We start from the raw sequence: 26,097 nt of genomic DNA, 5'->3' as shown, positions 1-26,097 counted from the left end.
AAGGAGTCTCCATGTTCGAATTTGATGTCGTCGGTGGCCGTACGGTCCAGGACATCGTCCGGGACAGCCGCCAGGACATCGTCCGGGTCGTGCGCGACACCTATCTCGCCCACCACGCCGGCCGTTCCGTGAACCCGGACAGCTACTTCCTCCGCTTCCCCGAGAAGCCGGGCGACCGGATCATCGCCCTGCCCGCCTATCTCGACGGCGAGCGCGAGGTCGCCGGTATCAAGTGGATCGCCAGCTTCCCGGCCAACATCCAGCGCGGCATACCCCGGGCCTCGGCCACGCTCGTCCTGAACGACGCCGAGACCGGCTACCCGTTCGCGCTCCTGGAGGCCTCGCAGATCAGCGCCGCCCGCACCGCCGCGTCGGCCGTCCTCGCGGCGAACGTGCTCGCCGGGGACCGCCGCGGCGGGCGGCTCGCGGTCGTCGGCGCGGGCATCATCGCCCGCAACATCCTGGAGTTCTTCCACGCCGAGCAGTGGGCGTTCGACCAGGTGGCGGTGCACGACCTGAGCGAGGAGTACGGCAGCGCGCTGGCGGCCCACGCCACCGAGCGGCTCCAGTACCCGGCGTCCTACGCCGGCACCCTCCAGGAGGCCGTGTCCGGCGCAGACCTGGTCGTCTTCGCGACCACGGCCGGGGAACCGTACGTCCTCGACACCGACGCCTTCGCCCCCGGGCAGATCGTCCTCAACATCTCCCTGCGGGACATCGGCCCCGAGGTCATCGCCGGCTCCTACAACGTGCTGGACGACGTCGACCACTGCCTGAAGGCCGACACCTCGCCGCACTTGGCCGAACAGAAGTACGGCAACCGGGACTTCATCACCGGCACCCTCGCCGAGGTGATCAACGGGGAGGCCGCGGTCGGCGCCGACAAGCCGGTCATCTTCTCCCCCTTCGGTCTGGGCGTCCTGGACCTCGCCGTGGGGCTCGAAGTCCACCGCGTGGCCGCCGAGTCCGGCCGCGTCACCGCCATCGCCGACTTCTTCGGGGAGACCGAGCGGTGGTGACGACTTCTTCCGGGACAACTCCCGTACAGAGCAACCCGATCCAGTCGGCTCCCACTCAGCCGGCTCCCACCCGGCCGACCGCGCCCGCGCCCGCGCTGCCGGCCGGCGGCAGCGTCGGCATCGTCGGGCTCGGGTCGCGCGGAATCGGTGTGCTCGAACGCCTCGTCACCCTCGCCGCGCAGCCGGACCGGGCGGGGCGGCGGCTCGTGGTCGAGGTGGTCGACCCCGACGGCACCGGCGTCGGCATCCACGCCGTCGACCAGCCCGACCACCTGCTGCTCAACACCGTCTGCGCCCAGGTGAGCCTCTTCCCCGAGGAGGCGACGGTGGGCGCGGCCGTCGGCGACCGGGGCCCCAACCTGTACGAGTGGGTGACGGCCCGTGGTCTGAAGGTGGCCGAGGACGGTCACACCCTCGGCACCGAGGGCCGGCCGGTGCGCCCGGACGACTTCCTGCCCCGGCGGGTGCTCGGCGAGTACCTGCGCTGGTTCCTGCGGCGCCTGCTCGACCGCGTCCCCGGCAACGTGGACATACGGTTCCACCGCGCCACGGCGACCGGCCTGACCACAGGCCCGGACGACTCGCGGCTGATCACCCTGGACACCGGCGAGACCCTGCGGGTGGACACGGTCTTCCTCACCACCGGCCACACCCCGCCGGCCGCCCCCGACCCGGGGGCGCCCGGAGCGTCCCGGCGGATCCACGAGATCTACCCGCCCGCCGACGCCTTCGCGGACGTCACCGCGGGCCAGACCCTGGCCCTCGGCGGCACCGGCCTGTCGGCGATGGACGTCCTCGCCTCGCTCACCGTCGGCCGGGGCGGCCGGTACGAGGCGGTCGAGGGCGGGCTGCGCTATCTGCCCAGCGGACGGGAACCGAGCATCCTGCTGTTCTCCCGCACCGGCATCCCCTTCCGGGCCCGGCCCGCCGACAACCGCACCGGCGGACCGTACCGGCCGGTGCTGTTCACGCCGCAGACCCTCGACCGTCTCCGGGCCGCCGGGGCGGGCCGCCCCCTGGACCTGCACGGCGATGTACTCCCCCTGATCCGGGCCGAGATGCGCAGCGCCTTCCACCGGCTCGGCGCCGCCCTCGCCGGGGGAACCGACGCCGAGCGGACGCTGGCCGAGCGGCTCCGCGCGGCGGCGGACGAGGGCACCCTGGACGACGAGCTGAACGCCCTGGACGTCGAACACGCCGAGCGGTTCGGGCACTTCGACCCGCAGGAACTGCTCTTCCCCGACAGCGCCGAGTTCGACTCCGCCGACGCCTACCGCAAGTGGTACGAGGAGCGGCTGCGGTCGGACCTGGTCGAGGCGCGGCTGGGCCTCGGCGGCAGCCCGGTCAAGGCGGGCCTCGAAGTCCTGCGCGACCTGCGGGACGTCGTCCGCCACGCCGTCGACTTCGGCGGCCTGGACGAGCACTCGCACGACGAGTTCTACGGCTCCTTCACCGCCACCCTCAACCGCTCGGTGACCGGCCCCCAGCTCGACCGGCACGAGGAGCTCCTCGCGCTGCTGGAGGCGGGCGTCGTCAGCGTGCCCTTCGGGCCCGCGCCGCGCGTGGAGTGGGACGGGACGGTGTGGCGGATCTCCTCCACCCGCCTCGGCACCGGCCACGAGGCCCCGGCGGACTGGCTGGCGTACGCCACCTCGGGCCAGCCCGACGTGGAGGCGACCGGCAGCCCGCTGCTGGCCGGCCTCGTGGCGAGCGGACGGATCCGCAGACACCGCCCGGGCGCCCTCAGCAGCCGTGGGGTCGACATCACGGCGGACCAGCATCCCGTCGCCGCCGACGGACGGCCCGACCGGAAGGTCCGCGTCCTCGGCCCGCTCTGCGAGGGGGCGACCTTCTACAACCACTACGTGCCGTCCCCCGGCGGACGCAACCGCGCGCTGGCGGACGCCGACCGGTGCGTCACCGCCGTACTGGCCGAACTCGACGCCGCGACCCCGACCGAGACCCCGACCGCGACCCCGACCCCGAACGCGGCCGAGCCCCCCACCGAGATCACCAGGAGCCCCGCCCAGTGACCCTCATCGTCCCCACCCCGATCGACGCCGTCGAACGGCTCGCCGCCGAAGGCATAGCCGTCACCGTCGAGCCACGCGACACCGCGCCCGCGACCCCGGCCGTCGAACTGGCCATCCTCAACCTGATGCCGGACAAGCCGGTCACCGAGACCCAGCTGCTGCGGCTGCTGTCCGGTGCCGGCCTCCCCGTACGGGTCACCCTGCTGCGCCCCCGGGACCACGTCTCCAGGAGCACGCCCGAGGCGTATCTGAAGGAGCACTACCTGACGCACGAGGACGTCGCCGACCGCCGCTTCGACGCCCTGATCGTGACCGGCGCCGCCGTCGAACTCCTCCCCTTCGAGCAGGTCACCTACTGGGACGAGCTGCGCGGCATCATGGACTGGGCGCGGGAGAACGTCACCTCGGCCCAGTACGTCTGCTGGGGCGCCCAGGCCGCGCTGTACCACCGGTACGGCATCCCCAAGCACGAGCTGCCCGCCAAGCTGTTCGGCAACTTCCCCAACCGGCTCACCGACCCCTCCTCCCCGCTGCTGGCGGACATCGAGCCGGTGATCGCGGTCCCGCAGTCGCGCCACACCGAGAACCTCCGCGCCGACTTCGAGAAGGCCGAGGACCTGCGGATCCTGGTGGAGTCGCCGGAGTCCGGGGTGCACATCGCGGCAAGCCGGGACGGCCGGGAGCTGTATGTCTCCGGGCACCCGGAGTACGACCCCGACACCCTGCTGCGGCAGTACCGGCGCGACGAGGCCAAGGGCGCCGACATCGCCCTGCCGGTCAACTACTTCCCGGGCGACGACCCGTCCGCCGCGCCCGTGGAGAACTGGCAGGCCCCCGGACGGACCTTCTACCGCAACTGGCTGCGCGGCCTCACGCGCGACGGAATCCCCCTGGCCGAGATCACCGGGGTCACGGCCGAGAAGACAGGAGTGTAAGCGTGTCGGTCCTCCAGGCACTGGTCTCGTTCGCCCTGGTGTCAGCCCTGCTGGTGATCATGCCGGGTGTGGACACCGCGCTGGTCATCCGCAACACCGTCGCGCGCGGCCGGCTCCACGGGTTCATCACCGGCGTCGGCGTCGGCGTCGGCGCCGTCCTGTGGGGCGCGGCCATCGCGGTCGGCGTCGGCGCCCTGCTCGCCGCCTCCGAGACGGCGTACACCGTGTTCCGGATCGTCGGCGCCGCCTACATGGTCTGGCTGGGCATCGGACTGTGGCGCTCGGCGCGTGCCATCGGCGCGGCCAAGGAGGGCGAGGCCGACCTCGAACCGGAGGCCGCCTCGCTGTGGCGCTCCTTCGGCCGGGGCATGCTCAACAACCTGGCCAACCCCAAGGTCGGTGTCTTCTACGGCGCCACGATCCCGCAGTTCATCCCCGAAGGTGTCTCGCCCGCGCTGATGGGCACCGCGCTGGCCGCGGTCAACGCGCTGGAGGCGGTGATCTGGTACGGCCTGATCAGCCTCGGCGCGCACGGTCTGCGCACCTGGATGCGGCGCCGCTCGGTCCGCCGCAACGTCGACGCCACCGCCGGCACGGTCATGATCGCCTTCGGTATCGCGATGGCCGTCCAGAGCTGATCCGCAGGCCCCCCACCTGGGCGCACACATCGCCCAACCGCCCCCACCCCTACGGAGATTCAGATGTCTTCCCGTGTCGTCCTGGTCGCCGACCCCCTGCCGGCGGCCGCCCTGGAGCGCTTCGGCCCCGGGTACGAGGTGCGCCACTGCGACGGCGCCGACCGCGCGCAGTTGCTGAGCGCGGTGACCGAGGCCCATGCGCTCCTCGTCCGCAGCGCCACGACGGTGGACGCCGAGGTCCTGGCCGCGGCCCCCCGTCTCGCCGTCGTCGGGCGGGCCGGGGTGGGGGTCGACAACATCGACGTCGCCGCCGCCACCGAGGCCGGTGTCGTGGTGGTCAACGCCCCGGCCGCCAACGTCGTCAGCGCCGCCGAGCTGACCTGCGGGCTGCTGCTGGCGGCGGCCCGCGACATCCAGGCGGCGGGCCGGGAGCTGAGGTCCGGCGTGTGGCGGCGGACCACGCATGTCGGCACCGAACTCGCGGGCAAGACCCTGGGGATCGTCGGGCTCGGCCGGATCGGTCTGGCGGTGGCGCGCCGCATGGCCGCCTTCGACATGACGGTCCTCGGCCACGACCCCTACGCGACCGCGGAGACGGCGGACCAGCACGCCATCAAGCTCGTGTCGCTGGACGAACTGCTCTCCCGGTCCGACTTCGTCACCGTCCATGTGCCGAGGACCCCGAAGACCGTGGGCCTGATCGGCGAGGCCGAACTCCGCCTGGTCAAGCCCACGGCCTATCTCGCCAATGTCTCCCGCGGCGGCATCGTGGACGAGGCGGCCCTGCACACGGCCCTGCGGGAGTCCCGCCTCGCCGGCGCGGCGCTGGACGTCTTCGTCGACGAGCCCTGCACCGACTCCCCGCTCCTCGCCCTCGACGAGGTGACGGTGACCCCGCACCTGGGCGCCAGCACCCGCGAGGCCCAGGAGCGGGCGGCGACGGACGCCGTCCGCGCGGTCCTGCAGACCCTCACCGGCGAACCCGCGCCCGAGGCCCTGAACGCCCCGCGCTGAGCCCCGGACGGCCGACGAACACGAGAACCCCAGGTCCACGACCTGGGGTTCTCGGGGTTCGTCGACTATGCGAACGCTAGGGGACCTTCACCCACCGCGCCTCGCTCGGCGTCCCCGCGTCGTCCGTCACGAACAGCATGTACCAGCCGGACTGGACCAGATTCCGGTTCTTCGGCACGGTCACCGTGATCTCGTCCCCGGTCACCTCGAAGTCCACCTCGATCGATTTCTGGTCCACATCGGTCACATGCGTCGACGCGCTCGGCCGGATCAACCGCGCCGACTCGATCGACGACCCGTGCCGCGTGCCGAACGTCGCCTTCCCGCCCCGCGCGACCGTCCTCGGTTCCCCGGTCAGCGTCGGCCGGGCGTCCCGGAAGAGATACGGCGGTGTGTAGATCTCGATCCGCTGCTCGAACTCCCCCGGCTTGGTGTTGGCCTTGTCGGAGTACAGGGAGTCCGACCCGAAGAACACGACGCGTCCGTCCGGCAGCAGGATCGACCCGGAGTGGTAGTTCCGGCCCACCAGGGGGTCGGCCACCCGCCGCATGTCGCCCGACCGCGCGTCGTACAGCCGCGCTTCGAGGATGTTGGAGTCGCCGCGCCCCCGGTAGTCCTCCGAGCCTCCGGAGATGAGGACCGTGTCGTCGGGCAGGATCGAGGCCTGTGGGTACCGCGTGCCCTTCGCCAGCCGCGGCCCGTCCACGAACCGCGGCCGGTCGGCCAGCAGATCGATCACCCGGGTCCGCCTGCTGGACCGCTCCGACTCACCGACCCCGCCCCCGCCGATGACCATGTACGTCTCGTCCTGCGCCGGGGGCAGCAGCACGGTCCCGGCGGTCTCCAGCAGCTTGCTGTCGCTCATGCCGGGGACCTTGGTGAACTTGTTGGTCTTCAGGTCCCAGATCCCGGGGTCGCGCCCGATGTCGTCCGGCCCGTACCCCGCGTTCGCGCCCGAGTAGAACAGCTTGCCGTTCTGCATCAGGGAGATCGCCGGGTACGTCGGGAACTGCTGCTCGTCCTTCGTGTACGTCCACTTCTTCGTCTCGGGGTCGTAGATCTCGTTCTTGCCCGGGACCAGCTGCCCGATCTCGTCGAGGCCGGACAGCGACAGGACGGTGCCGTCCGACAGGGTCGTCAGCGTCGGGTACCAGCGCGCCTCGTTCATCGGGTCGACCTTGATGTACTTCTCCGCGACCGGATCGAACTCGTAGGCGTCCCTGATCCCCTGGAAGTCCTTCTTGTCGAGGGCGAGTTTCTGCGCGATGCCGTACGTGTTCCGCGCGTCCTCCCCCTTCAGCCCGACGACCTTGTAGTTGTCCTCCGTCCCCGTCTCGTACCGCTTGCCGCTGCGTTCGGCCTCGACGTAGGCCCGCGCGATGCCCGGCTCGTTGCCGGTGAACTTGCCGGTGTCCGGGTCGAAGGTCTTGACGGCCTTCTTCAGCTCGACGGTGTCCTTGAGGACGAAGGTCCTGCCGTTCGCCTTGCCGACGAACCTCGTCCCCGCCCGCAGCTTCATCCCCTTGTCGGGATTCTCGTTGTGGATGATCATCAGGCCGCCGGCCTTGGTGACGTCCCCCTTCAGCTTCTCGTAGCGCTTGGTGCCGCCCGCGATCAGCAGATTGCCGTTGGACAGCTGGGTGTGGCCGGTGCAGAACAGGTCGGCCGGGGTCGGCACGCGCTTGATCGTCTGCTCGACCGGGTCCCAGAGGCGGGTGTCGAACTTCTTCCTGTCGAAGTTCTCGGCGTCGTTCCCCGAGCCCGCGATCAGCAGGATCTTGCCGGTGTGCAGCAGCGCGGCGTGGATGGTGTTCTGCCGGTACTTCTCCGGGAACTCCACGATCTGCCAGTGTCCGTTGGCCGCCTTGTACTCGGGTCTGTTGATCTTGTACTCGTGGTACTTCTCGGTGCTGAAGCGGTACACCCACGGCCCGTTCATCCCGGCGAGCGCGAGGACCACCGCCGCACCGATCGCGAGGCGACGGGCGCGGCGGCGGCCTGCACGGTCCTTCATTCCTTACGTCCCCCAAGTCCGCCCAGGGCGATCTGCATGGTCTGGTCGCTACCCCCGCCGCCCGACCCGGACGCCGCCCAGCTCGGCTTGTGCTGGGGAGCGTGGGGCGCGTGTGGGGCGTGTGGTGCGTGGGTCGGCGCGAACGGTGCGGGAGCCGCCTCGGGCGGCGCCACCATGGACCCTTGCAGCGCGGCCGCGGCGGCGGCCTTCTTCCGGTCCTGCCGCAGCATGTAGCGCCAGGCGAAGATGGGGAGAGCGGTGATCGTCATGGCGAAGACGGCCCAGATGATCATCGCGGGATGTGCGTTGCCGAAGGCGAACCCGGCGGCGATCGAGGCACCGAAGATGACGATGAAGTACCAGTGGTACCGGAAGGTGCCGAACCACCGGTCGGGGCTCGCGGAGTCGCCCTTGGGCGTGACCACGAACTTGCTCTTGCGGCGCAGCGCCGAATCGATCAGCGCCTTGGCGTAGAGCGGCGCGGACAGCGCGGACATCACCATGCCGGCCACGCCGCCGGAGCCCTCCGGCTCGTGCGGGGAGACGTTGTGCCGGCGGTTCCAGACGTACAGGCCTATCTGGAGGGCCGAGGCGTTGCCGTAGAGCATCAGCCACACCACCGGGTCGATGTTCACACCCGAGGCGCCGAGACCCAGGAACAGGGCACAACTCAGCGCCGCCAGGATCCAGTTGAGCGCCGACATCGGATAGAAGATGATCATCATCGTGTAGTTGAAGAGCTTGGTCGGCGGCAGCGAGTACCAGCCCTTCCAGTACTGCGTGAGGATCGTCTCGTACGTCCCGCGCGACCAGCGCATCTGCTGGGTGAAGAAGTCCGTCCAGGCGCTGGGCCCCTCACCGACCGCGAGGACGTCCGGGGTGTAGACCGAACGCCATTTCTTGCCCGTCGCCGGGTTCTTGTGGCGGTGGATCTCGAAACCGGTGGCCATGTCCTCGGTGATCGAGTCGTACAGCCCGCCGATCTGCTTGAGCGCCTTGATCCGTACGGCGTTGGAGGTGCCGACGAACATGGGCGCGCCGTACCTGTTGCCGGCGCGCTGGATCAGCGCGTGGAACAGGAACTGCTGGGACTCGGCGGCCTTGGTGACGAAGTTGTCGTAGTTGCCGTACACCTGCGGGCCGATGACGAAGCCGATGTTCGGGTCCCGGAAGAAACCGAGCATCCGCTCCAGGTAGTTGGGCAGCGGGATGTGGTCGGTGTCGACCGAGGCGAAGAAGTCGTAGTCGTCACCGTGCGCGTCGAGCCAGGCGTTGTAGTTGCCGTGCTTGGTCTTGGCGCGGTGCGGGCCCTTGGGCTGGTTCCACTTCGCGATGCCCTTGCGGGAGAAGTGGTGCACGCCCAGGCGCGCGCAGACCGCCTTCACGTCCGGGTCGTCGCCCTCGTCGAGCAGCCACACGTGCAGCAGCCCGCGATGGCGGAGCCGCACCGCCGCCTCCAGGGTCTTCGTCACCATCTCCAGCGGTTCCTTGCCGGGCACGAAGGAGGTGAGGAAGGCGACTCTGGTGCCGGTCTCGGGCACCACCGGGATCGGGTCGCGGGCGACCAGGGTGGCGTGCGCGTTCGACAGCACGTTCATGCAGCGGAAGAACTCGATCAGACCGATCGAGACCAGCATGACCATGTCGAGGGCGGGCAGGAAGTCGTACTCGACGTAGTCGCGCTCGGTCCAGTGCTCCTGCTGCAGCAGCCAGGCCAGCAGGACCAGGGAGAGCAGCGGCGCGGCGGCCAGCATCAGGGCGACCCTGAGGCGGTGCGGCTCCTGGGAGATCAGCGAGCGGTACTGCACCTTGTAGGGCTTGGTCGGGTCGGGCTGCGTGAGCGGCCCCGCGAGGCGGCTGTAGTGCTCGTAGTCGTATCTCGGAAGGTTCTTCTTGAGCTTTCGAAAGGCTCCGGTCCGGTGCGACGGCACCTTGAGTTGGGTCGTCTCGGACGGGTCGTGGTTATGCCGGGCGCCCGTCGGCGTCGACGTCATGAGTCATTCCCCCCGCACACACTTCGAGTGTGTGTTCGTCGGTATTACATCCGATTCGGTCCCCCTCGACCGTTACGGACGCATCAGTGAGCCATCGTCACCATGTGATCTACACCATGGAGACACGGGACGACGGCCATCCGGTTGCATTGATGCCCCCTTGGCATCTTTGTTCCATGGATGCGTGCGTGGTGTGCTTAGGTGAGGGCCCAAGATCCCCATCCCCAGGACGTAAACCGTCCAAGGCCCCCCAACTGCCGCGTATCCGCAGTCTCTTACGGCCCAGGGTTCTATGGTGCTCATCTTGATCGCAAGATGCGAAACGCGGTGTTTACCGGTCATACGCGGTTATTGGTGCATCGGTGGAGAATCTGTGAGGAGTGGGAGAGGGGGCGAGGGGGGAGTGCGCGGCGTGACACGCACATACGGAGAGGCCCCTCGCGCATCACTCTCGCGAGGGGCCTCTCCAGATGGTGCGCCGCCAGGGACTCGAACCCCGGACCCGCTGATTAAGAGTCAGCTGCTCTAACCAACTGAGCTAGCGGCGCGCGAGGAAAAGTCTAGCGGAGGGGTGGGGGTGCTCCTGACCAGGGAGCACCCCCACCGAGCGGCTACTTCAGCCAGAACTGACTGATCGTGCGGCCGTTGACCTGGACCGTGTTGTCCGCCCGTTGCATGCTCAGGCAGACATCGTCACCGTACTTGGCGTTCAGTAGGTCCTGGGAGTACCACTCGCAGGTCACGTTGTGCAGCCGCTGCCGGGCGCCCCACGTCACACCGAGCCGGGTGAGCTCGCTCGGCGGGTTCCCGACCTTGTCGGTCCGGTCCATGGCACGCTGGCAGGCGATGCCGTCGCTCTTGGGGACCTCGATCACCCGGGACCAGGTGACTTCCCTCTGGCCGTTGTTGTAGTAGCCCTTCCAGTAGTTTCCGCAGATACGGGACCCCGACTGGGCCTCGGCCGTGCCGGGGACCGCTATCGCGAACAGTGCCCCGGCCGCCATGCCGGCGGCCGCCAGCGTCGCCGTGCGTCGCTTCATTCGCTGAACCTTCATCATCGCTCCTTGAGCTTGGTCGGCCTCACCGGTGCGCGCGGGGACGGCACCGGGCAGTGCGTGGATGTTCAGCGGGGCCGGACCTGGCCGTTGATCTCGTACGTGGCCATCCAGCGCTGGAATATGTTCCTGTTCCATTTGCCGAACCTGACGTTCCCGTCCCAGTCGTACGACGTTCCGCCCTTGCAGCCTCGGTTCGACCTGACCCAACCACCGACGAAGTCACCCTCGGTCCAGCGGCGGACCGCCACGTTGACGGGCGCTGCCTGCTGCCCGCCCGTCATGTTGACGGTGAAGGTGAAGGTGGTGTTGACCTCCGTGGACCTGTTGTAGCCGCCGACCAGTCCGAGCACGACGTTGTACCACTTCTTGGAGGGCGAGCTGGCGTTGCCGATGTCGGTGCTTCCGCCGAGATTCCAGCTGGTGCTCGAGGTCTTCGACTTCTGCCACGCGTAGCTGCAGGTGGTGCCGCCGGGGCACAGGAAGAGGTCACCCCTCCACACCACGTCGTACCAGGTTCCCGCCGCCTGCTGCCGAGCGACTGAGCGCGTCACGTTGCCGCCGCCCGTACCGGGAACGATCTTCGCGCCGTCCGAATGGCTTTGGGAGAAGCACTGCGTCGCGGCCTCCGCTGTGCCGACCGTACTCATCAGTGATGCGAGGAGTAGGGCAGAGGACATCAGTGCGCGATTCCACCAGATTTTTGTGACCATTTTCGTATCCCTTCCTGGGGGGAATTTTGGTCGGGAGTGGGTGAAGGGGTGTTTCGGTCATTCGCGGGAAATTGGAACGGTTGCCTTTCGGGAATGCTCCTGGGACCGGTTCCGAGGGTGAATTGATGCCACCTGTGGTGGTCCCGCCGTCGACGGCTCGGCCCGTGGTGTCCGTCTTCGATCCCGCCCGCCGGCGGCATGGTCTGGCGTGGGCGAGGGCCCCGCGTCAGAGCGCGATGCCACTGACGGCTTCCGCGTGTTCTCAGTACACCTGCGACCACTCGGCGGGCGTGCGGTTGGCCACCTGGCCGATGAGGTCCACCCGGTTCATGTTGAGGCAGGGGTCGTTCCCGTACTTGTCGTTGAACAGATCGCCGGCGTCCTCGCAGGTCCAGGAACGGATCGGCTGGCGCGGGTTCCACGTCACCTTGCCGTTGTAGCCCGGCAGGCTCCGGCCGTTGATGCTGTTCGTCTTGTCGATGACGCGGAGGCAGATGCCGAAGTCGACCTTGGGCACCTCGAGGACCTTGGCCATGATCCCGACCGTCTTTCCGTTGGCCCGGGCCTCCCAGTAGTTCCCGCAGATACGGGACCCCGACTGGGCTTCGGCCGTGCCGGGCGTCGTGACCGTGGTCGCCGCCGCCGCTGTGATCACAAGTGCGGCCAGGACCGCCTTGCGCTTGAACTGGAGTGCGATCGCCATTGATGTCTCCTTGGTGTCCCCGAAAACGGTCCTCCGCGGAGGATCGAATTTCGAGGTGGGGGGTGGTCGGGAATCAATATGGAGCTGCCCCGAGGCGAAGTCAAGACTTCAAGGACTTTTATCGGGCGGCTTTTCTGAGCGCCGGGACAATGCTGTTTTCGGGCAGGCGTGAGCACCCCTTTCGCGCCTGCGGAAAAGTGGCAGGAGGCGAGGAAAGGGGTCACGAAAAGGAAAGGAGGGTACGCGAAGGAGGCAGGTGTGGGTGGGGGGTGATGAACGGCTCCCAAAGAAGGTGGGGGTCTTTGGAGATGGTTCCTTGAACGCGCAGAAGGCAACGGCGGAAGAAGCGCGACATCGAGGGCGGGTAGCACTTTTGGAGTGCCTGTCCGAAACCCCCGTGACCCGCTTTTTCATGTGAAGAGGTCATGCGGGACTGGTCAAGACCCGTGGGGAGACTTCTTCGTGGTTACGCGGCTCTGGTTCAGCGCCGATCATGCAGCCGGCGGGACCGGCCGTCAAGATCGTGCGCGAACGGAATCTATGAACGAAACTCTACCGGCGAGTCACTTGCGGAAATTAGTAAACCGCCCGGTAACTACGCTCCACGGAAAGGACGTTGCTCGTTCTTGATGGACCGTCACGAGGAGGGGAACACGTGTTCGCGACGTGCCGAACCCCGCCGGGCGGGCGCGGGCGCCGACGAGGGGAGGCTCTCGGGGCGGTGCCGGGCCGTGCCAGGCCGGTTACATCATTCGGACCGTCAGCATGCGACATGGGAGACCAGCTGAGAAACTGACGGGCGTGCAGAAGCGTGGAATTCTTCGGTCGGTTCGCGAGGGGAATCGCATGGAGACTCCGGTATTCGAGCAGATCGATCCGGGGGCCGATTGCGAATGCCCCGGCTGTGTCCACTGGCGGCGGGTCATGCCGTACTCGACCCAGTACGCCCATCTGAGTCACCCGGCGGCCAGGACCGCCAGGAACGCCCTCGTCGTGGCCACCGCCGCCGGTGCCGCGCTCGGCGCGGGTCATGTCGTACCGGCGGTCGCGGCGGCCCATGGCCCGGCCAGTCCCGGCGCCGTTCCCGCAGATGAGGGGCCCAGGACCCCCCAGGGGAAGAAGACTCCGCTGCACGGCCCCCACGGTCGGCCGGTCGAGGGGGAGAAGCCGCCGAAGGGGGTGAGGACACCACCCACTACCCGCGCCGAGATCATCGAACGGGCCCAGCGGTGGATCGCCGACGAGGTGCCGTACAGCATGCGCGAGTACTGGTCCGACGGTTATCGGCAGGACTGCTCGGGATTCGTTTCGATGGCCTGGAACCTGCCCGGCAACGAATGGACGGGCAGCCTCGACAAATTCGCGCAGCGGATTTCCAAGGGCCGGCTGGAACCCGGCGACATACTGCTCTTCCACAATCCGAAGGACCCGCGGCAGGGGTCGCACGTCGTCATCTTCGGCGGCTGGACGGACGACACGGAGACCCGCTACATCGCCTACGAGTCGGCCCGCCCGTACGCCCGCAGGCAGGCCACCCCGTACGCGTACTGGAACAACGCGAGCCGCTATGTGCCCTACCGCTACAAGGGGCTGGTCCCCGACGGTGCGGGCGGTTCGGACGACGAGACCGACGCCTCCAACGGCTCCGGCGCGCCCGCCGTCCCCGCGGAGAACCCCGGTGCGAAGGGGGCCGCCGGGCCGTCCGGTGGCGACCGGTACCCCGGTGTCTCGGCCTTCGGGCCCGGGGCACGGAACAAGCACGTCGCCCGGCTGGGGCAGATGCTGGTGGCGCGCGGCGGGGCCCGTTTCTACCCCGGTGGGCCGGGGCCGATCTGGTCGGACGCCGACCGCAGGGCCACCCGGGCGTTCCAGCGGGCGCAGGGTTGGTCCGGCCGTCACGCCGACGGGATCCCGGGCCCGCTGACCTGGTCGTACCTGGTCACCGGGAGGGGCAGGAACATCCCGCCGGGGCCGGCCGGGAACCCCGGCCCCCGGGGCACGCCCGCGCCGCCCAGACCGCCCGTAGTGCACCGGCCGACGGGGGAGCCGGGAGCGCCGGGCACGTCCGACGTATCCCTCGGGCCCGGGTCACTGGTCAGCCATGGCTCATCCGTCAGCCATGGCTCGTCCGTCATGCCCGGGTCATCCACCAGCCACGGCTCGTCCGCCGAGCCCGGCGCCCCGGGCGTCCCGAAGACCCCGAAGTCCCCCCGCACCCCTGTGACTCCCGTGACCCCCGTGACCCCCGCCTCGCACGGCGTCCTCGGCTATCCCGGGCGCGGCATGTTCCGGCCGGGCGCGGAGAACGCGTTCGTCACCCGGCTGGGGAAGCGGCTGATCGAGAAGGGGTTCGGCAAGTACTACACCTCGGGCCCGGGGCCGCGTTGGGGCGAGTCGGACCGGCGGAACGTGGAGGCGTTCCAGCGGGCCCAGGGCTGGCGCGGCGGCGCGGCCGACGGCTATCCGGGCCCGGAGACCTGGCGCCGCCTGTTCTCCTGACGTCCTCGCCCGCACCCCTCGCCCGCACCCCTCGACGACTCTCCCTCTCGACGACTCTCACCACGGTTCTTCCTGCGCGGAGGCATGGAGGCACGTATGAGTACGACCACCGCACACACCCCGGAGCCCGAGGGGGCCGCGCGGCCCGCCCGGCTCATCCAGAACGAGACGACCACCGAGATCCCCGTCCATCTGCTGTTCCGGGACGACCCCGCCCCGGTCTCCGTACCGGTCACCCCCGCCGTCGTGGGCCGTCGGCGCGGCACCGGCGAGCAGCCGCGCATCAGACAGGGCCCCGCCTCGACGAAGCCGCGCCCCGCCGTCGAGGTCGACCCCGAACTCGTCGAGCGGACGGCACGGGTGGTACCCGGGGTGGTGGGGGTGCTGGGCGGGGTGTGCGGGGTGGCCGGATGCGTGCTGACCTCCTGGTGGGCCGGGGTGTTGCCGGGGGCGGCCGTACAGGCGCTCGGGCTGCCGACCGCGTACGCCGGCGCCGGGCTCGGACCGGCGCAGTGGGCCGCGTACGCGGGGGCCGGGGCGCTGACGATGTTCGGGTTCGGCGGGCTGGCGCGCGGGCGGACCGGACGGGCCTGGGTGCTGGGGCTGTTCGGGCGCTACCGGGGGACGGTCCGCCGAACCGGGCTGCTCTGGGTGAACCCGTTCGTGCTGCGCCGCCGGGTCGACGTACGGCTGCGGCACTGGCGGAGCGAGCCGATGGCGGCCGTCGACGCGAACGGGGTGGCGCTGCGGGTCGTCGTCCTGGTGGCGTGGCGGGTCAGGGACACCGCGCGGGCCCTGCTCGGGATCGAGGACCATGAGCGGTACCTGCGCGAGTGCGTGGAGGCGGCGGTCTCCCGGGTGCTGTCGCAGCTGCCGGCGGACGTGGCGCCGGGAGCGCTGGTGCGGGACTCGACACTGCGCAACACGGAGGCGGTGGGGGAGGCGCTGACCCGGCTGGTGGCGGCGGACGCGGCGCCGGTGGGGATGGAGGTGTTCTCGGTCCAGCCGGTCCGGATCGAGTACGCGCCCGAGGTGGCCGCCGTGATGCAGCGCCGCCGGATCGCCGCGCTCGACGCCCAGCACCGGGACACCGTGCTCACCTCCGTGGTCGACTCCGTCGAGGACACGGTGACCCGGCTGACCATGCGCGGCCTGGTCGAACTCGACGACTACGAGCGCAAGGCGCTGGTGAAGGACCTGACGGTCGCGTTCTACACAGGGCGCCGCGAAGTCTCCCCGTGAACCCGGGGATTGGTATGGACATGTTCAATCCGCACCCATAATCTGGGACTTGGTCTAGACCTGGAAACACCCCCACGTACTCCAGGGAGCGGCAGCATGCGCAAGCACACGCGTAGCAGGACCAAGTGGTACGCCGCCGGCGTCGGCCTCGCCACCACCGGAGCGCTCGTCCTCTCCAGTGGTGGCGCCTCCGGCCACGGCTACACCGACCTTCCCGTCAGCCGGCAGAAGCTCTGTCAGAACGGCCCCGTGACCAACTGCGGCGACATCCAGTGGGAACCGCAGAGCGTCGAGGGACCGAAGGGCTTCCCGGGCTCAGGGCCGGCTGACGGCAAGATCTGCTCCGGCGGCAACAGCAGGTTCAGCCAGCTCGACGCGGCCACGAAACCGGGCGGCGGCGCCTGGCCCACCACCAGGGTGACGGGAGGTCAGAACTACACCTTCCGCTGGCAGTTCACCGCCATGCACGCCACCACCGACTTCAAGTACTACGTCACCAGGGCGGGCTGGAACCAGAACCACGCCCTGGCCCGCTCCGACCTCAACCTGACCCCGTTCTTCACCGTCCCCTACAACGGCCAGCGCCCACCGTCCACGCTCACCCACACAGGACGCCTGCCGTCCGGGCTGAGCGGCCACCATGTGATCGTCGCCGTCTGGACGGTCGCCGACACCACCAACGCGTTCTACGCCTGCTCGGACGTCACCTTCTGAGCAACTTCCCTTCGGTTCCCGCCAGTTCTGAGGCTTCCTTGAGCTGCGCGGGGCCGTCGCGGGGGTACGTTCCCCACACGTCGCCGACCAGGGCGGCGGGCCGCGCCGCACTCCGGGGGAACGCCATGGATGTCTTCTTCTACCTCATCCCCACGGTCATGATGGCCTTCATCGGCTTCATGGCATACCGGCTGCTGATGCGCTGGCTGCGCGTCAGAAGGGCCTGGAGCAGCGGACTGACGGCCGAAGCCCGCTGTCTGAAGACGTTCACCACGGTCAGCGACAGCGGCGGCGGGCACAGCCGCGTGAGCACGACGATCCACCACGTCTACGAGTTCACGACCCATGACGGACGTCCCATCCGCTTCGAGGAGGAGGGCGGGCCGATGACGACGGTCGAGGGCGACTTCGTCACCGTCCACTACACCGACGGCCCGAACGTGGTCGCCACGGCCCACGCCCCCGGCGAGCGGGTCAAGCACGCCGCGGCCGGCCTCGGCATCCTGACCTTCCTCGGGGTCGTCTTCGCGTTCTGCGTGTTCTTCATGGTCACCTACCACCGGTTCTCCACCGACCCGTCGTTCCCGACGCCGTGACCCTCCTCAACTGACGGTACGTCAACTACCGTGCGCCGACATGGAGTCCACTAGGCGCACGGTCGCACAGCTCGTCGCCGACCGGTGGGGCGACCACCGGCCCGGGCTGTGGTTCGAGGAACAGGTCCTGACCCACCACGAGGTCGCCGCGGCAGCCGCCGCCCGCGCGGCCCTGCTCGCCGACCTCCTGCCGGCGGAGGCCCACCCCCACCTCGGCGTCCTCCTCGACAACACCCCGGAATTCCCCCTCTGGCTGAGCGCTGCGGCCCTCGCGGGCGCGGCCGTCGCCGGCGTCAACCCCACCCGGCGGGGCCCCGAACTGGCCCGCGACATCCTGCACACCGAGTGCCGGGTGCTGATCACCGAGGAGGCCCACCTCCCGCTCCTCGACGGCCTCGAACTCCCCGGCGTCCGCGTCCTGGTGACCGGCACCCGGCCGTACGCCGACCTCCTCGCCCCGTACGCGGACGCCGTGCCCGACCCCGCCCGGGCCACCCCCGCCGACCGTCTCCTGCTCTACTTCACCTCCGGATCCACCGGTGCGCCCAAGGCCGCGATCTGCTCCCAGGGACGGCTCGCGGCGGCCGGTCGGGCCCTGGCGGACCGCTTCGGGGTGCGACGGGACGACGTGCACTACGTCTGCATGCCGATGTTCCACGGCAACGCGGTCATCGCCGACTGGGCCCCCGCCCTGGTCGCGGGTGCCGGTGTCGCCCTGCGCCGCCGCTTCTCGGCCTCCGCGTTCCTGGACGACGTACGGGCCTACCGGGCCACGTACTTCACCTACGTCGGCCGGGCCGTGCAGTACCTCCTCGCCACCGAGCCCCGCCCCGACGACCGCGACACCCCCCTGCGCATGGGCTTCGGCACGGAGGCGGCGCGGTGGACGCGGCGGCGTTCGAGGAACGCTTCGGGGTGCGGCTCGTGGAGGGGTACGGGTCCTCCGAGGGCGGGGCGGCGATCCAGCGCACGCCCGGTGCGCCGCCGGGCGCGATCGGGCGGGCGGCACCCGGCGACGACCTCGCGGTGGTCGATCCGGAGACCCGCGAGGAGTGCCCGCCGGCCGTCTTCGGTGAGGACGGCCGACTGCTCAACGGCACTGAGTCGATAGGGGAGTTGGTCAACCGGGGCCCCAACCCCTTCGAGGGCTACTGGCGGAACCCGGAGGCGGACGCCGCCCGCCGCCGCGACGGCTGGTACTGGACCGGTGACCTCTTCTACCGCGACACCGACGGCTTCCTCTACTTCGCCGGCCGCACCGACGACCGCCTCCGCGTCGACAGCGAGAACCTCGCCGCCGCCGTCATCGAGAACATCCTCGCCCGCTACGAGGGCGCCGAGGCCGTCGCCGTGTACGCGGTCCCCGACCCGGTCGCAGGGGACCAGGTCATGGCGACCGTCGCCGGCACCTTCGACCCCTGCCGCTTCGCCGAGTTCCTGCTGGCCCAGCCCGACCTGGGCACGAAGATGACCCCGCGCTTCGTACGGGTCGTCCCGTCCATGCCCGTCACCGCCACCAACAAGATCCAGCGCGCCGCCCTCCGCCGCGAGGGCTTCCGCTGCGCCGACCCGGTCTGGTGGCGCCCGCCGGGGAAGTGGGCCTACCGCAAGTTCTCGGCGGTGGATCTGGCGCGACTGGTGACGGAGTACCGGGCGCGCGGGCGGGAGGAGTTGTTGACGAGGTAGGGCTGGACCCACCTCCCGTACACCTGCTGCGCGTATGGCCGCCGCCGACCGCCCCCGCCTACCGTGACCCTCATGATCCGAACGGTCGTACGGGAGTTGCCGCGTGCGGTGGCCTACCTGCTGAGCGGTGTCCTCGTCGGTGTCCCGCTGCTGGTGGTGCTGCTGGTCCTGGGCACCCTCGGACTCGCCCTGGCCCCGGCCCTGGTGGGCCTGCCGCTGCTCGCCGTGGCCGTCCTGTCCGGCATCCCCGTCGGCTCCCTGGAGCGGCGGCGGCTGGCCCTCACCCGCACCCCGCCGCAGCCCGACCCGCACGCCACCCCGGCCGAGCCCGGTCTCGCCGCCTGGGCCCGGCTCCGGCTGACCGAGCGGGCGACCTGGCGGGAGCTGGCGTACACCGTCCTGCTCGCGTTCGTGCTGTGGCCGCTGGACGTGACCGTGCTGTTCGTGGCGCTGGGCCTGCCCGGCGCGATGATCGGAGCGCCCGTGCAGCTGGCGACGACCACCAGCGCCAGCGGTGACGCCCGGATCGCCAAGCTCTGGCTGATCGACTCCTACGGCCAGGCCCTGCTGTGCACGGCCGCCGGCGTCGTCCTCCTCCTGGCGCTGCTGTGGCCCCTCGCCCGGTACGCACGCGCCCGTGCCGGCCTCGCCCGGCTGCTGCTCGCGCCGAGCGAGGCCGAGGCGGAACGGCGCCTCGGCGAGGTGACCCGGTCACGGGCCCGGCTGGTGGCGGCCTTCGAGGCGGAGCGGCGCCGGATCGAACGCGATCTGCACGACGGGGCCCAGCAGCGCCTGGTGTCCCTGAGCATGACCCTGGGCCTGGCCCGCCTGGACGCCCCGCCCGAACTGGCCGACAGGCTCGCCGCCGCCCACCGGGAGGCCGACCAAGTCCTGGGTGAACTACGGGAGTTGATCCACGGCATCCACCCCCAGGTCCTGGTCGACTACGGTCTCCCGGACGCCCTCGCCGACGCGGCCGACCGGTCCGTCGTCCCCGTGGAGCTGGACGTGGACCTGCCCCGGTTCGCCGAGTCCGTGGAGGCGGCGGCCTACTTCGCGGTCCGGGAGGCGCTCGCCAACATCGGCCGGCACAGCGGTGCGCGCCGGGCGTGGATCGCCGGGCGGTACACCGGCGGACGGCTGCGGGTGGAGGTGCGGGACGACGGCACGGGCGGCGCCGATCCCGCGCGGGGCACGGGCCTCACCGGACTCGCCGACCGGCTCGCGGTGCTGGATGGGAGACTGTCCGTCCACAGCCCGGCCGGCGGCCCGACCGTCCTGTCCCTGGAGATCCCGTGCCCGCAGCGCTGAAGATCGTGCTCGCCGAGGACAGCGTGCTGCTGCGGGAAGGGCTCGTCGGCGTCCTGACCCGCTTCGGACACGAGGTCGTCGCGGCGGTCGGGGACGCGGAGTCGCTGATCGCGGCTGTGCGGTCGTACGCCCCTGACCTCGTCGTCACCGATGTCCGCATGCCGCCCGGCCTCACCGACGAGGGCCTGCGCGCCGCGCTCGAACTCCGCGCGGCGAACCCCGCCCTGCCCGTCCTCGTCCTCAGCCAGTACGTCCAACGCGCCTACGCCGCCGATCTGCTGGACACCGGCGACGGCACCGGCGTCGGCTATCTCCTCAAGGACCGCATCGGCCAGGTCGAACAGTTCGCCGAGGCGGTGGAGCGGGTCGCCGCCGGGGGCACGGTCGTCGACCCCGAGGTGGTACGGCAGCTGCTGCGGCGCCGGCGCGATCCGCTGGCGGCGCTCACCCCGCGCGAGCGGGAGGTGCTCGCGCTGGTCGCCGAGGGGAAGTCGAACGGGGCGGTCGCCCGGGAACTGGTCGTCACCGAGGCGGCCGTCGGCAAGCACATCGGCAACATCCTGGGAAAGCTGGATCTGCCCCCGGCGGAGAACACCCACCGCCGGGTGCTGGCGGTGCTGGCCTATCTGCGGGCGTAAGCAGAAGGCCCCTCGCCGAAGCGAGGGGCCTTCTTTCTGTGCGCCGCCAGGGACTCGAACCCCGGACCCGCTGATTAAGAGTCAGCTGCTCTAACCAACTGAGCTAGCGGCGCAGACTCTGTCGCTCCTCCGCTTGCGCGGCCGGCGACAGAGAAAATACTACCTGGTCCGGACGGGTGCCCTCGACCACTTAAACGTGAGCTGGATCTCGGTGGAACGGGCGGCCGCTAGATCGCCAACGACAGCAGCACCGGAGCGGCCTCCCGGTTCAGCGTGTGCGCCGCCGCGCGGAGCCGGTGCGCGTGGCGCAGCGGCAGCGACAGCGCGAGGCAGCCCACGGCGGAGCCGGCGGTGAGGGGGACGGCCGCGCAGACCGTGCCCGGCGCGTACTCCTGGAGGTCGAGGACGGGGACCGTGGCGGTCTGGGCGTCGAGTTTGCTCAGCAGCACCTTCTCGTTGGTGATCGTGCGGGCGGTGAGCCGGGCCGGGCGGTGCCGCGAGAGGTGGTCGCGGCGGCCGTTGAGGTCGAGCTGGCCCAGCAGGCCCTTGCCGAACGCGGTGGCATGGGCGGAGGAGCGGAAGTCGACCCACTCGTGCACGGCGGGCATGGCCGGGCTGTCGGCCCAGCCGGTGACCTGGATCTCCCCGTCCAGATAGCGGGTGACGTAGACGGCGGCGCCCACGGAGTCGCGGAGCCGGTCGAGGGTGTGCTGGAGCTGCTCGCGCAGGGCCTGGTCATGGCCCTGGGCGGAGCCCAGCCGGGCGAGTGCGGCACCGGTGACGTAGGCGCCGTCGGTGGTCTGTTCCACGTATCCCTCGCGACGCAGCATCCGCAGGAGCGCGGTCAACCGCTCACTGTCGACGCCGGTGCGACGGGCGATCTCGGCGTCGGTGACGCCACCTGCGTGCCGCGCCACCGTCTCCAGGACGCGCAGGGCGTCCTGGGCCGAGTGGTACGGCGCGGTCGGCTCGTGCTTGAGCGCCACGGTTTCCCCCTGCGCTTCTCGGGCCGTTTTTCGGACAGCTTGCCGTGTCCCACGATACGGGCCAAGAGTCGTACGCGGAGGGGTTGTTCGCGAGAAAATCCCCGCGCCCGCGGGCCTCCGAACTGCCGGACCAGCACTCCGGCATATGCCGAAGGCATGGCCCGGCGGGCGGACCTCGGATGTTCCCACGCGTTCAGACGTTCACAGGGCGTAATCAGATGACCGCGCCGAGGAATTCCCGCGTACGTTCGTGCGACGGATCGCCGAAGATCTTCTCGGGGCTGCCCGACTCGATCACCTGGCCAGAATCGAACATCAGAACTTGGTCCGAGATGTCCCGGGCGAAGTTCATCTCGTGGGTCACACAGAGCATCGTGATGTCCGTGGTGCGGGCGATGTCCCTGAGCAGGTCGAGCACGCCCGCGACCAGCTCGGGGTCGAGCGCGGACGTGACCTCGTCGAGGAGCAGCACCTGCGGGCGCATCGCCAGAGCCCGCGCGATGGCCACCCGCTGCTGCTGTCCGCCGGAGAGCTGGGTCGGGTAGGCGTCGCACTTGTCGGCGAGCCCGACCATGTCGAGCAGTTCGCGGGCCCGTGCCTCGGCCTCGTCCTTGGAGAGCCCGAGGACGGTGACGGGCGCCTCGGTGATGTTCCGCAGCACCTTCATGTTGGGGAAGAGGTTGAACTGCTGGAACACCATCCCGATGTTCTTGCGGACCTCACGGCACTGCTTCTCGCTCGCCGGGAACAGCCGCTGCCCGCCGACCGTGATCGTGCCCTCGTCGGGCTTGGTCAGGGTCATCAGCAGCCGCAGGATCGTCGTCTTGCCGGAGCCGGACGGACCGATCAGCGTGACGTGCTTGCCCGCGTCGACCGAGAAGTCGAGCCGGTCCAGGACGGTGTTGCTGCCGAATCGTTTGGTCACGTTCTCGAAGCGGATCAGCTCACTGCGGTCGACGGGCTGGTCCACGGGTGCGTCGGGCTCTTTCATCAGCGGGGTGTCAGCGGACAAGGCGTCGCTCCAGGGTTCGCAGAAGCAGGGAGGCCAGATAGGAGATGAGGATGAAGGCCACCCCGATGACGGTCAGGGGCTCGGTGAAACGGAAGGTCTCCTGGGCGTAGAGCCGTGCCTCGCTCAGCATCTCCGGGACCGTGATCACCATCAGGATCGGCGTGTCCTTGAGCATCGAGATCACGTAGTTGCCCAGCGCGGGCACCACCCGGCGGACCGCCTGCGGCAGGATCACCACCGTCCAGGTGCGGCGCGTCGGCAGGTTCAACGCCGTGGCCGCCTCCCACTGGCCCGCCGGCACCGCCTCGATACCGGCCCGGTAGACCTGCATCGTGTACGTCGAGTAGTGCAGCCCGATCGCGAAGACGCCCGTGGTCAGCGCCGAGAAGGTCAGCCCCCACTCCGGCAGCACGTAGAAGAGGAAGAACAGCTGGACCAGCAGGGGGGTGTTCCGGATGAACTCCGTGACCACACCCACCGGCCAGGACACCCAGCGGGTCGGCGTCCGCACCAGCAGCGCCCACACCAGCCCGAGCAGGAAGGAGACGACCGACCCCAGGGCCAGCGCCTGCAAGGTGACCAGCAGACCGTCGTAGAAGTGCGGCAGGAAGTCGGTGACCGCGTTCCAGTCCCAGTTCATCAGGCAGCACCTCCCGCGCCCGCGCCCTCGGGGACCCGCGCCGGCGGCACGGCCGCCTTCCGCGCCGGTGCCTTGCCCAGCCCGGCCTTCAGCCGCCGCTCCAGCACCCGCATGGCGCGGGTCAGCAGGAAGGCGATCACGAAGTAGATGACCAGCAGATACGCGTAGATCTCCACGCTCTCCTGGAGCGCCAGCCGCACCAGGCTGCCGCTGAACGCCAGGTCGCCCATGCCCATGACCGACACCAGCGCCGTGCCCTTGAGCAGTTCGACCACCAGGTTGGCGAAGGGCGGGATCATCTCCGGCACGGCCTGCGGCAGCAGGATCAGCCGCATCCGCTGCCACGGGGTGAAGCTCAGCGCGATACCGCCCTCGCGCTGCGCCGGGTCCACGGCGGTCAGGGCGCCGCGGACGATCTCGGCGCCGTACGCCCCGTACGTCAGGCCGAGCGCGAGGACGCCCGCCCACATCGGGACCAGCTGCCAGCCGAAGGCCAGCGGCAGCACGAAGTACACCCAGAAGATCATGATCAGCGCGGATGTGCCGCGGAACACCTCGGTGTAGAGGCCCGCGACGAAGCGGACGATCCACCGCCGGTGGGTGCGCGCGACCCCGACCACGAACGAGACGACCGTGGCCAGCAGCGCGCCGAAGACCAGCAGCTGAAGGGTGACCCAGACGCCGCGCAGGACGAGTTCCCAGAGGCCCGGTGTCATGCGCGACAGAGCTCCTTCGTGGTCAGGTCGGTCATCTCGACCTTGGTGAACCCGAAGGGCCGCAGCACACGCAGCAGTTCGCCGCTCTCCTTCATCTTCCGCAGCTCGACGTTGAAGGCGTCCCGCAGCCGTGTCTCGGCCGGACGGAACGCGAAGCCCGCGCCGTCCACCCGGGGCTTGCCGTCGACGAGCGCGGCGAACGGCTTCGTCGCCTCCGTCGTCCGGGACTTCTTGACCACCTCGCGGGTGGTCAGCGACGTGCCCGCGAACACGTCGACCCGGCCCGCCTCCACGGCGTTCAGCCCGGCCACCTGGTCGGGCACGATGACGATGTCGCTCTCCTTGTACCCGGCCTCGACGGCGTGCGCGATCTGCGCGTACCCGGAGCCCGTGGCGAACTTCGCCTTGGCGCGGATCACGTCCGCGTAGTCGTTCAGCCCCTTGGGGTTGCCCTTCTTCACCACGAACGCGTCCAGCATCTGGTGGTCGGGCTCGGAGAAGATGACCTCGGCGCAGCGCTCGGGGTTGATGTACATCCCGGCGGAGACGACATCGAACTGCTGGGAGTTCAGCCCGGGTATGAGCGACCCGAACTCGGTGGGCACGGGCTGGACCCGCCCCACGCCCAGCCGCTTGAAGACGACCCGGGCCACTTCGGGCCCCTCGCCGGTCAGTTCGCCGTCGGTGTCGATGTAGCCGAACGGGATCTCGCCCGCGATACCGAGCCGTACGACGCCCTGCGCGCGCAGCCGGTCCAGCAGCTCACCCCCCTCCGTGCCGGAGGCCGTGGCCACCCGGCTGCACCCGGCGGCGCCCAGCGCGCCCGCCGTGGCGAGAGCGGAGGCGCCGACGAGCAGGGAGCGGCGGCTGGGGTCGCGTGTCTTCCCGGTTCTCCCGGAGGTCTTCGTTGCTGGAGCCATGGGCGCGCGGCTACCCGACCCGATGCGATGTATTCACGCCACCGCGGAGCCCTTCACGACCCCCGCACACGCCCGGGAGGCGCCCTTGACCCCGACGGCACCATGGAAGACATGAGTGACAGGACGGACCGCCATCTGGAGATCTCCCTGCTCGAACGCCAGGTCGTGTGCCGGGCGAAACTCCTCGACGACCGCGCGCCGCGTACGTGCGCCGCCGTCTGGGACGCCCTGCCGCTGTCCGGGGACGTCTACCACGCCAAGTACGCCCGCAACGAGATCTACGCGCTCTTCCCGCCGTTCGCCGACCGTGAGCCGCCGCTGGAGAACCCGACCGTCACCCCCATCCCCGGCGACCTCTGCTACTTCTCCTTCGCCGGCACGGAACTCGCCACGAGCGCGTACGGCTACGACGAGCAGGTCCGCCCCGACACCACCCTCGTGGACCTCGCCCTCTTCTACGAACGCAACAACCTGCTCCTCAACGGCGACGTGGGGTGGGTGCCGGGGATCGTGTGGGGCCAGGTGGTCGAGGGCCTGGAGGAAATGGCCGCCGCGTGCAACGACCTGTGGCGGACGGGGGCGGCGGGGGAGAGGCTGCGGTTCCGGAGGGCGTGAGGGCGCGACGCACTTCGTCCTCAGCGGGCCGTACCCGGATCCTCGCAGGAGGGCGTGTACGGGAGGCCATCGCCCATGATGCCGGTCCACTGTTCGCGGTAGTGGGCGATATCGGCTGACTCACAGATGCTGCGGACGACTTCGGGCAGTTCGAGCCTCCACAGGCGTACGGTCCAGTCGTCGCTGCCGCTGGCCAGTGTGCGGCCGTCGGGGCTGAAGGCGACGGAGGTCACTGTGTCCGTGTGTGCGGACAGGGGTTCGCCGCGGGGGGCGGCCCTGTCCGGATCGGTGACGTCCCACAGGCGCACGGTCCAGTCGTCGCTGCCGCTGGCCAGTGTGCGGCCGTCGGGGCTGAAGGCGACGGAGGTCACTGTGTCCGTGTGTGCGGACAGGGGTTCGCCGCG

At 70.2% G+C, this 26,097-nt stretch carries 23 protein-coding genes, 2 tRNA genes and 1 pseudogene; 13 read left to right on the top strand and 13 right to left on the bottom strand.

Going from position 1 to position 26,097, the window contains the following annotated elements:
• The first annotated feature begins 11 nt into the window (after positions 1–11).
• The 5 genes from sbnB (at position 12) to ACZ52C_RS24030 (ending at position 5,639) form a co-directional block, all read left to right on the top strand.
• Positions 12–1,019, top strand: a complete 1,008-nt coding sequence (gene sbnB / locus ACZ52C_RS24050) for a 2,3-diaminopropionate biosynthesis protein SbnB (RefSeq protein ID WP_469076672.1) — start codon at positions 12–14, stop codon at positions 1,017–1,019.
• Complete coding sequence (locus tag ACZ52C_RS24045) at positions 1,013–3,052, top strand: FAD/NAD(P)-binding protein (RefSeq protein ID WP_469076671.1); 2,040 nt, start codon at positions 1,013–1,015, stop codon at positions 3,050–3,052. Before sbnB ends, ACZ52C_RS24045 begins: the two co-directional genes overlap by 7 nt.
• Positions 3,049–3,987 carry a homoserine O-succinyltransferase gene (locus tag ACZ52C_RS24040; RefSeq protein WP_469076670.1) on the top strand — a complete coding sequence of 313 codons (939 nt, stop codon included), beginning with the start codon at positions 3,049–3,051 and terminating at the stop codon, positions 3,985–3,987. The genes ACZ52C_RS24045 and ACZ52C_RS24040 overlap by 4 nt, the downstream gene beginning before the upstream one ends.
• A 2-nt stretch (positions 3,988–3,989) precedes the next feature.
• On the top strand, positions 3,990–4,625 hold the full coding sequence (locus tag ACZ52C_RS24035; RefSeq protein ID WP_086798621.1) for a LysE family translocator: 636 nt from the start codon (positions 3,990–3,992) through the stop codon (positions 4,623–4,625).
• Positions 4,626–4,688: 63 nt separating this feature from the next.
• Complete coding sequence (locus tag ACZ52C_RS24030) at positions 4,689–5,639, top strand: hydroxyacid dehydrogenase (protein WP_469076669.1); 951 nt, start codon at positions 4,689–4,691, stop codon at positions 5,637–5,639.
• Between the two features lie 76 nt (positions 5,640–5,715).
• Here ACZ52C_RS24030 and glxA read toward each other — a convergent pair whose 3' ends face one another.
• The 6 genes from glxA to ACZ52C_RS24000 all read right to left on the bottom strand — a co-directional run bounded on the left by glxA (position 5,716) and on the right by ACZ52C_RS24000 (position 12,118).
• Positions 5,716–7,653, bottom strand: coding sequence for a radical copper oxidase GlxA (gene glxA / locus ACZ52C_RS24025; RefSeq protein WP_469076668.1), 1,938 nt, complete (start codon positions 7,651–7,653; stop codon positions 5,716–5,718).
• Entirely contained in the window at positions 7,650–9,647 is a 1,998-nt protein-coding gene (locus ACZ52C_RS24020; RefSeq protein ID WP_469076667.1) for a glycosyltransferase family 2 protein, read from the bottom strand. Before ACZ52C_RS24020 ends, glxA begins: the two co-directional genes overlap by 4 nt.
• Positions 9,648–10,118: 471 nt before the next feature.
• Positions 10,119–10,195 (bottom strand) — tRNA-Lys (locus tag ACZ52C_RS24015).
• A 63-nt stretch (positions 10,196–10,258) separates the two neighbouring features.
• Positions 10,259–10,687: a hypothetical protein gene (locus ACZ52C_RS24010; RefSeq protein WP_469076666.1), complete on the bottom strand. Its 429-nt coding sequence runs from the start codon at positions 10,685–10,687 to the stop codon at positions 10,259–10,261.
• 83 nt (positions 10,688–10,770) lie between these two features.
• Positions 10,771–11,256: a hypothetical protein gene (locus tag ACZ52C_RS24005; protein WP_469076665.1), complete on the bottom strand. Its 486-nt coding sequence runs from the start codon at positions 11,254–11,256 to the stop codon at positions 10,771–10,773.
• A gap of 421 nt (positions 11,257–11,677) precedes the next feature.
• Complete coding sequence (locus ACZ52C_RS24000; RefSeq protein WP_193381118.1) at positions 11,678–12,118, bottom strand: hypothetical protein; 441 nt, start codon at positions 12,116–12,118, stop codon at positions 11,678–11,680.
• Between the two features lie 846 nt (positions 12,119–12,964).
• Between ACZ52C_RS24000 and ACZ52C_RS23995 the strand changes: the two genes are divergently transcribed.
• From ACZ52C_RS23995 to ACZ52C_RS23965, 7 genes and pseudogenes are all read left to right on the top strand, one after another.
• A complete protein-coding gene (locus tag ACZ52C_RS23995; protein WP_469076664.1) occupies positions 12,965–14,617 on the top strand; it encodes a peptidoglycan-binding protein in 1,653 nt (550 codons plus the stop codon).
• Between the two features lie 96 nt (positions 14,618–14,713).
• Positions 14,714–15,859, top strand: a complete 1,146-nt coding sequence (locus tag ACZ52C_RS23990; protein ID WP_469076663.1) for an SPFH domain-containing protein — start codon at positions 14,714–14,716, stop codon at positions 15,857–15,859.
• Between the two features lie 96 nt (positions 15,860–15,955).
• Positions 15,956–16,573 carry a lytic polysaccharide monooxygenase auxiliary activity family 9 protein gene (locus ACZ52C_RS23985; RefSeq protein ID WP_469076662.1) on the top strand — a complete coding sequence of 206 codons (618 nt, stop codon included), beginning with the start codon at positions 15,956–15,958 and terminating at the stop codon, positions 16,571–16,573.
• A 125-nt stretch (positions 16,574–16,698) separates the two neighbouring features.
• On the top strand, positions 16,699–17,169 hold the full coding sequence (locus ACZ52C_RS23980; protein ID WP_469076661.1) for a hypothetical protein: 471 nt from the start codon (positions 16,699–16,701) through the stop codon (positions 17,167–17,169).
• 40 nt (positions 17,170–17,209) lie between these two features.
• A pseudogene (locus tag ACZ52C_RS23975) lies at positions 17,210–18,855 on the top strand (long-chain-fatty-acid--CoA ligase).
• Between the two features lie 72 nt (positions 18,856–18,927).
• Positions 18,928–20,166, top strand: a complete 1,239-nt coding sequence (locus tag ACZ52C_RS23970; protein ID WP_469076660.1) for a sensor histidine kinase — start codon at positions 18,928–18,930, stop codon at positions 20,164–20,166.
• On the top strand, positions 20,151–20,804 hold the full coding sequence (locus ACZ52C_RS23965) for a response regulator (protein WP_469076659.1): 654 nt from the start codon (positions 20,151–20,153) through the stop codon (positions 20,802–20,804). Before ACZ52C_RS23970 ends, ACZ52C_RS23965 begins: the two co-directional genes overlap by 16 nt.
• A 39-nt stretch (positions 20,805–20,843) precedes the next feature.
• Here ACZ52C_RS23965 and ACZ52C_RS23960 read toward each other — a convergent pair.
• The 6 genes from ACZ52C_RS23960 to ehuB all read right to left on the bottom strand — a co-directional run bounded on the left by ACZ52C_RS23960 (position 20,844) and on the right by ehuB (position 25,078).
• Positions 20,844–20,917: transfer RNA gene (locus tag ACZ52C_RS23960), tRNA-Lys, on the bottom strand.
• 114 nt (positions 20,918–21,031) lie between these two features.
• The gene (locus ACZ52C_RS23955; protein ID WP_060884562.1) at positions 21,032–21,790 is read right to left on the bottom strand and encodes an IclR family transcriptional regulator; all 759 of its coding nucleotides are present in this window, start codon (positions 21,788–21,790) and stop codon (positions 21,032–21,034) included.
• Between the two features lie 214 nt (positions 21,791–22,004).
• The gene (gene ehuA, locus ACZ52C_RS23950) at positions 22,005–22,781 is read right to left on the bottom strand and encodes an ectoine/hydroxyectoine ABC transporter ATP-binding protein EhuA (protein ID WP_469076658.1); all 777 of its coding nucleotides are present in this window, start codon (positions 22,779–22,781) and stop codon (positions 22,005–22,007) included.
• A gap of 10 nt (positions 22,782–22,791) precedes the next feature.
• On the bottom strand, positions 22,792–23,442 hold the full coding sequence (ehuD, locus tag ACZ52C_RS23945; RefSeq protein ID WP_469076657.1) for an ectoine/hydroxyectoine ABC transporter permease subunit EhuD: 651 nt from the start codon (positions 23,440–23,442) through the stop codon (positions 22,792–22,794).
• A complete protein-coding gene (ehuC, locus tag ACZ52C_RS23940) occupies positions 23,442–24,158 on the bottom strand; it encodes an ectoine/hydroxyectoine ABC transporter permease subunit EhuC (protein ID WP_239754658.1) in 717 nt (238 codons plus the stop codon). Before ehuC ends, ehuD begins: the two co-directional genes overlap by 1 nt.
• Entirely contained in the window at positions 24,155–25,078 is a 924-nt protein-coding gene (gene ehuB / locus ACZ52C_RS23935; RefSeq protein WP_045560581.1) for an ectoine/hydroxyectoine ABC transporter substrate-binding protein EhuB, read from the bottom strand. Before ehuB ends, ehuC begins: the two co-directional genes overlap by 4 nt.
• A gap of 111 nt (positions 25,079–25,189) precedes the next feature.
• On the opposite strand from ehuB, the gene ACZ52C_RS23930 reads away from it, so the two are divergent.
• Entirely contained in the window at positions 25,190–25,693 is a 504-nt protein-coding gene (locus ACZ52C_RS23930; protein WP_469076656.1) for a DUF3830 family protein, read from the top strand.
• Positions 25,694–25,713: 20 nt separating this feature from the next.
• Here the strand turns inward: ACZ52C_RS23930 and ACZ52C_RS23925 are convergent.
• The coding region (locus ACZ52C_RS23925; RefSeq protein ID WP_469076655.1) for a WD40 repeat domain-containing protein at positions 25,714–26,097 on the bottom strand (384 nt) is incomplete at its 5' end.

The sequence above is a fragment of the Streptomyces sp. NPDC034049 genome (genome assembly GCF_055575575.1).
The sequence above is the reverse complement of the archived record's forward strand: the minus strand, read 5'-3'. Positions and strand labels throughout refer to the sequence as shown.

Coding starts and splice junctions, on each gene's coding strand:
- ACZ52C_RS24000 (WP_193381118.1), bottom strand. CDS start 12,118: ATGGCGATCGCACTCCAGTTCAAGCGCAAGGCGGTCCTGGCCGCACTT.
- ehuC (WP_239754658.1), bottom strand. CDS start 24,158: ATGACACCGGGCCTCTGGGAACTCGTCCTGCGCGGCGTCTGGGTCACC.
- ACZ52C_RS23980 (WP_469076661.1), top strand. CDS start 16,699: ATGGATGTCTTCTTCTACCTCATCCCCACGGTCATGATGGCCTTCATC.
- ehuA (WP_469076658.1), bottom strand. CDS start 22,781: ATGAAAGAGCCCGACGCACCCGTGGACCAGCCCGTCGACCGCAGTGAG.
- ehuB (WP_045560581.1), bottom strand. CDS start 25,078: ATGGCTCCAGCAACGAAGACCTCCGGGAGAACCGGGAAGACACGCGAC.
- ACZ52C_RS23985 (WP_469076662.1), top strand. CDS start 15,956: ATGCGCAAGCACACGCGTAGCAGGACCAAGTGGTACGCCGCCGGCGTC.
- ACZ52C_RS24010 (WP_469076666.1), bottom strand. CDS start 10,687: ATGAAGCGACGCACGGCGACGCTGGCGGCCGCCGGCATGGCGGCCGGG.
- ACZ52C_RS23995 (WP_469076664.1), top strand. CDS start 12,965: ATGGAGACTCCGGTATTCGAGCAGATCGATCCGGGGGCCGATTGCGAA.
- ACZ52C_RS23990 (WP_469076663.1), top strand. CDS start 14,714: ATGAGTACGACCACCGCACACACCCCGGAGCCCGAGGGGGCCGCGCGG.
- ACZ52C_RS23970 (WP_469076660.1), top strand. CDS start 18,928: ATGATCCGAACGGTCGTACGGGAGTTGCCGCGTGCGGTGGCCTACCTG.
- ACZ52C_RS24020 (WP_469076667.1), bottom strand. CDS start 9,647: ATGACGTCGACGCCGACGGGCGCCCGGCATAACCACGACCCGTCCGAG.
- ACZ52C_RS23930 (WP_469076656.1), top strand. CDS start 25,190: ATGAGTGACAGGACGGACCGCCATCTGGAGATCTCCCTGCTCGAACGC.
- ACZ52C_RS24030 (WP_469076669.1), top strand. CDS start 4,689: ATGTCTTCCCGTGTCGTCCTGGTCGCCGACCCCCTGCCGGCGGCCGCC.
- glxA (WP_469076668.1), bottom strand. CDS start 7,653: ATGAAGGACCGTGCAGGCCGCCGCCGCGCCCGTCGCCTCGCGATCGGT.
- sbnB (WP_469076672.1), top strand. CDS start 12: ATGTTCGAATTTGATGTCGTCGGTGGCCGTACGGTCCAGGACATCGTC.
- ehuD (WP_469076657.1), bottom strand. CDS start 23,442: ATGAACTGGGACTGGAACGCGGTCACCGACTTCCTGCCGCACTTCTAC.